This is a genomic window from Nostoc sp. ChiQUE01b, from assembly GCF_034531255.1.
Lineage (GTDB): Bacteria > Cyanobacteriota > Cyanobacteriia > Cyanobacteriales > Nostocaceae > Nostoc.
In genome coordinates, this window is the sequence record NZ_JAVRBM010000171.1 from 1 (window position 1) to 4923 (window position 4923).

At 43.9% G+C, this 4923-nt stretch carries 7 protein-coding genes; 3 read left to right on the plus strand and 4 right to left on the minus strand.

From position 1 onward, the window contains the following. Window positions 1-553 precede the first annotated feature (553 nt). The 4 genes from RMY63_RS41095 to RMY63_RS41110 form a co-directional block, all read right to left on the minus strand. Window positions 554-970 (minus strand): HNH endonuclease, encoded by a 417-nt coding sequence (locus RMY63_RS41095; protein ID WP_322734177.1) that lies wholly within the window; start codon window positions 968-970, stop codon window positions 554-556. Beyond that, entirely contained in the window at window positions 967-1329 is a 363-nt protein-coding gene (locus RMY63_RS41100) for a hypothetical protein (RefSeq protein ID WP_292697153.1), read from the minus strand. Before RMY63_RS41100 ends, RMY63_RS41095 begins: the two co-directional genes overlap by 4 nt. A 545-nt stretch (window positions 1330-1874) precedes the next feature. Then, window positions 1875-2354 (minus strand): SRPBCC domain-containing protein, encoded by a 480-nt coding sequence (locus RMY63_RS41105; protein ID WP_322734178.1) that lies wholly within the window; start codon window positions 2352-2354, stop codon window positions 1875-1877. 20 nt (window positions 2355-2374) lie between these two features. Then, the gene (locus RMY63_RS41110) at window positions 2375-2698 is read right to left on the minus strand and encodes an ArsR/SmtB family transcription factor (RefSeq protein WP_109013061.1); all 324 of its coding nucleotides are present in this window, start codon (window positions 2696-2698) and stop codon (window positions 2375-2377) included. 378 nt (window positions 2699-3076) lie between these two features. Here RMY63_RS41110 and RMY63_RS41115 point away from each other — a divergent pair, with 378 nt between their 5' ends. The 3 genes from RMY63_RS41115 to RMY63_RS41125 form a co-directional block, all read left to right on the plus strand. Then, complete coding sequence (locus tag RMY63_RS41115; RefSeq protein ID WP_322734179.1) at window positions 3077-3544, plus strand: hypothetical protein; 468 nt, start codon at window positions 3077-3079, stop codon at window positions 3542-3544. 2 nt (window positions 3545-3546) lie between these two features. Then, window positions 3547-4227, plus strand: coding sequence for a hypothetical protein (locus RMY63_RS41120; RefSeq protein WP_322734180.1), 681 nt, complete (start codon window positions 3547-3549; stop codon window positions 4225-4227). Between the two features lie 381 nt (window positions 4228-4608). Continuing rightward, window positions 4609-4923 (plus strand): hypothetical protein (locus RMY63_RS41125; RefSeq protein WP_322734181.1); only part of this gene is annotated, 315 nt, incomplete at its 3' end.

Genomic DNA, 4923 nt, shown 5'->3' on the forward strand with positions numbered 1-4923 from the left:
CTTATATTTGATGTACATCAATTGTCGTAAAGGTTTGGAGTTTTGCACCGAGAACAAGTCTAATATATTTCGATGGCGCAACCGAACCAGTCAGAACGGAACCCACGTTTAAAAACGTGGTATTCATCTTGGAGTGCCACTTGTTTTTTGCCGGGGAACCCGGTTAAACCAATATTGTGGCAACCGCCTGAGCAACTTTTGTAAACTATCTTTGCACTCAGTCAAAGCTATAGTTGAATTGTGCCTATAATAAGTTACGGCTAACTATAACTGAAAGTTAGCACCCTGTAAATGGTTATCGCTTGGATTACGCATCAAAGGCGATACCAAAGACAAGCAGAATTTATCGGCAGCGCAATAGTTTCTATTCCGTTGCCAACATGCTTCCCGCGATCGCATGTTGGTGAAAGTGTTGTGTCTGGGGGGAACTAGTTTTTATCGGAGATTATATCGGATAAAAGATAAGGGTACTTTATTTTGTGTTGTAACCTTGTATTACGATGTAACTTGAAGCATAATGTGAGAGCTTGGGACATTGAGGCGATCGCCGACCTTATGGAGCGATTATTCCAGCTTGTAGTAAAAGCTGACGCTCCTCAACTCTGTCACGACGGTTTAACTGCAATAACCCAATCGTAACCCGACCTATGGGGCTTAAAGGTACAAATTCAGACCCACTCAGGCGAAAATGTTCATGCCAGATGTCTTGGCGAGGATGATACAAGGGTACGATTTTTCCGGTTTCTGGATCGACAGAGGCGAGATCACTTCCTTTGTGCTTATTGCACAGAGTACAGGATAGGGCTAAATTTTCCGCTTCAGTCCGTCCACTATGTTTTTCAGCAATGATGTGGTCAATCTCATGAGGCGCAAAGGTAGCGACATCAGGAATCAGACAATACTCACAACAAGCTTTTGCCCGTTCATAAACCTGTCTTCGGAGAGCTACAGGAATATAGGTTTTGCTCATTCTGCGTCAGCTTCTTTGATCTTCAAGAAGGCTCTAGCCTTAGCCATTCTGACAATATGCTCTAAATATTGATACCCTTGCCATTGCTGCTCTTCTGTTGCGGTTAAACCTACCGTCCGATTTTTTTCTACCAGAGTGTTAATTTGAGCTTGCAGGGATTCAGAGGGACGCAGGGCAATAATGGCTTCAGCAGTGGGTAGGCTTGCCAGAAATTCTACGACTTCTGCCATACCTGAAAATCCTGACTGAGCGATCGCATTCAGTTCTCGTAACCCCAACTCTAGGATTTGAGGCAGTTTGTCTGCAAAAGGTTGAAGCTGATTGACAACTTCATCAGGTAAGTCAAATGTAACTTGCATAGACGTTTGCTTTTACTACAAGGATACACTTTCTGGATTTTAGCTGACAGAATATTCCATAATTAAATCAATCGGATACCGCGTACCTTTGGTCGGCGTAGCCATCGCAATTGTCACCCTTGATGCGACCGTAGCAGATCAGACAAAGCGGGTGATTCAGATGCAGGTGTAGAGGAATAAAAAAGTTCAACAATAAATAATAAAGTCCAACAATTTCTGTTAGGTGCTTTACCCCGCTCCAGGCATCCGTCCATAAATCGCTCGAAAGAGCCTGTACATCGCGCCCACATTCTCAAAGCATCACTCTCCTAATTGTTCAATTTTTTTATTTGAGTTTGGTGTCTCTGTGTTGAAAAAGTAGTAGATTGATGCCTTTAAAGCCCCAAATTGTTCAACTTATTTTCACGGGACTTGCACCCAACCACTCTAAATCAATGCTTTGAGAGACTAGAATTGTTGAACTTTTTTATCTGCTTACAAATATCGGCTTGACATTTACCTCAGTGATCGCTTTGGTAAATGTCAAGCCTACGAGCGAGTTGTAATTAATCGTTTGGTTCTAAAAGCTTGCCCAGAGCTTCAACGGACTGCCGCCAGCCGCTTTCCATGCCACTGGCAACCATGCCATCACGGTCTGACTGGCTCATTGCTGTGCTATGGGTACGAATCTCAGTTGTATGTTCATCAATTGCGACAAACTCAGCTTTTTCCAGCATGACATGCCCACGTTCCGGCATCCCCAAGAATTCAAATGTCTGCACGATTCGTTTATCTAGAGCGACTTCATGAAAACAGCCCCTAAACTCATACTCGTTACCATCTTCTGATTGTTCAGCAATGTGCCAACTGCCACCGTCTTGACAATCGAAATGATACACTTTCATTGAATTACCGCGACACCACCAATTAGCAAACAGTTCCTCTTTGGTATATGCTTCAAATACCTTTTCTAACGGAGCCTTGATTGTGACAGTACCGAAGATATTTTGTGAATTTTCTGGAACTGTTACTGTCAGATTTGCCATACTACCCTCCTGCTACTTTCTTATCGATCTTCTAGTAGTTTTTCCAGAGCATCAAAGCGGGCACTCCAGATTTTTTCATACTCGCCCAGATACGCTGCGGCTACTTTGAGAGTTTTCGGCTGAATCTGAATAACTTTCTCCTTACCACTTCGACGCTTGGTAATCAGTCCGGCTTTCTCCAACACACTGATGTGCTTTGCGATCGCTGCAAAAGACATCGCATAGGGTTGTGCTAATTCACCGATCGTATGTTCTGCTGTTGATACCCGCTTCAGAATGTCTCGCCGCGTCACATCAGCCAGAGCAGCAAAAATTTTATCAAGAGCTACATTTGATTCAACCATATAGTTGAATGATATCCAAAGATACAGATCGTGTCAAGTGAACAAGCCCCGTTGGGGCGGGGTGTAGGGTGTGGGGTGTGGGGTGTAGAGGATATATAGCCCCAACCACCCTTGAGTACAAGCCCCGCCTTTTTAAAGCGATTGCATTGGTAGGGGTTCCAAGCCCTATGAAGATGCAATCTTCACTACACCCCACACCCTACCCCCTACATCCTTCTTGTTGACGAGGCGGACAACTTTTACCTTCCGTCTTGGGCAAATTCTACTTGAAGTCACATACAATTTTGGGTGTTACTTCCACTGTGCTTCCAGGCGATCGCCGCGATAGGCATCGCTGCCTACTATCGTGCGATTGGTGAAGAGGAAACAGAGTAGACTATGCCCAAGCCGTTAGATCCTAAATGTCAGCTATGCGCCAAACTACCCGCAGCTAAGGCTAAGGTGCTGCATGGGCCACAAGGGGACGGGTGTTGGAATCCCAAAGTCTGCCACAATCGCCGCTCATTCTATCGCCACCGCTCCCAGAAGAATTCAGCAGAAATTGATTCAGTAACAGTCGAACCACCAGCAACATATTTTGCAGTGCTGTATTTGTATAAAGAACCAGGGGATAAACCATTGCACGCCTTGGGCGCAGAACTCTGGCTGAGACAACAGCCTATTTGTCGCTTAGAACCAATTCACTGTTTTGGGCTAACGGCTGGCAAGATCCGCGCCTATACAGATCAGGTGTTGCAGTCTTTTGCTAAACAATACGGTGTTTCACTATATCAATATAAGGATATGTTTGAAATTACCTCAAGCTACTGCCCAGTGCGTCCTTGTCCTCTACATCCACAATCCTAGAGATGACCACATATCGTCAATTAACCATCTGGGATGTATTAGATGAGTTGTCCGAATCTCCAACGACATCAACACTAGCACCGATGTGGGAATGTTTAGATGCCGAGTTGGAAAAATTACCTTTGGAGGCACAGTTATCAACCGCAGCGCTTGCCTTCAGTCAAATTGCGGATATTCTCAAGTCTCGTGCCGAAGTGCTGTTGCAAGATACCCGCGATCTCAATAACCCAAAGGGGCCAATTGTTAGCACCGATCTCTTTGCTGGTCTAGTGCGGACAACAATGCACCTAGATTTAGATGATTTAATTGAACCGCAAACACCACAAACCTTTAGACCGCATAGGCCACACCAATTTTCACATTCTACTGAGTTGGGTGATTCTGTAGCAGCACCTGTTGAAAAAGCGAATGTTTTGGCAATGCTTGATGAGGTGACAACTTTAGAAGATGTTCGCAATTTGGCATCAGATGAGGATGTCCAAAAATGGCACAGCGCCATCGCTAACCACCTGATAAATGTCAAAGATGAGATTTCTTTAGTTAAACTGCAACGTGGGTTGCAAATGCCGATGGTAGAAGTCTGGTTGGGATTATTGCTTGGTGGGTTTACATTAGAACAACGTGGTGATTTTTATCACAACCATAATGTCTGGGTGAAAAGCTCTCCTTCCTACTACCAATAACAATACATTCGCCATATTATATATAAGAGAGTCCGCGAACGCTTACCGCTTTCATACACCGAGTTAATTGTTGCATTGTGTCTTTGTTGGATTAACCTCTTGTTTACTAGCTGTATCGTCACTTTTGCTGTCTCCAAACAAGGTTGTACTCTCTCAACTGCTGGCAGCTTTTCCTGCAAGGATGACAGATACGGTGGGAGCTTGTTTCCTCAACCCCTGCAACTGCAAAATGCTTGAAACCCTTGGTTTATCGTTACAATAGTATTAGTAGTTAATAACCCCCAGAGGGTTAGTCTGAGCGCTATTGAGCTTACTCGTCGTCAGAAGATTCCTTATCTTCTTCGTCATCCTTGTCAAAATTTGTATTGCTGAGGGGGACTTATGGGTGAATCGAAACGCCGAAAGGCAATATTAGGCAATCACTATGGTTTGCCTAATATTTTCAATGAAGTCCAATCAATGTGGACGCAGATTAATTTTTCAATCAAGCGAGTCAAAGATTCTGATAATGGATGTTTACTTGTTCAGTGTTCCAACAACGACCGAGGATTCCATCAAGACACTATTGCCCAACTTCAAAAAGAAATAGAAAATTGGAAATGTGATTTGGATATTCCTATCTTGATCCAAGTTCTCCCGATGGGAGTTAAAAATTCAGAAACTAAACTTTTTGATGGGTTCGTTACCCTTTGGTGC

Coding starts and splice junctions, on each gene's coding strand:
- RMY63_RS41095 (WP_322734177.1), bottom strand. CDS start 970: ATGAGCAAAACCTATATTCCTGTAGCTCTCCGAAGACAGGTTTATGAA.
- RMY63_RS41100 (WP_292697153.1), bottom strand. CDS start 1,329: ATGCAAGTTACATTTGACTTACCTGATGAAGTTGTCAATCAGCTTCAA.
- RMY63_RS41105 (WP_322734178.1), bottom strand. CDS start 2,354: ATGGCAAATCTGACAGTAACAGTTCCAGAAAATTCACAAAATATCTTC.
- RMY63_RS41110 (WP_109013061.1), bottom strand. CDS start 2,698: ATGGTTGAATCAAATGTAGCTCTTGATAAAATTTTTGCTGCTCTGGCT.
- RMY63_RS41115 (WP_322734179.1), top strand. CDS start 3,077: ATGCCCAAGCCGTTAGATCCTAAATGTCAGCTATGCGCCAAACTACCC.
- RMY63_RS41120 (WP_322734180.1), top strand. CDS start 3,547: ATGACCACATATCGTCAATTAACCATCTGGGATGTATTAGATGAGTTG.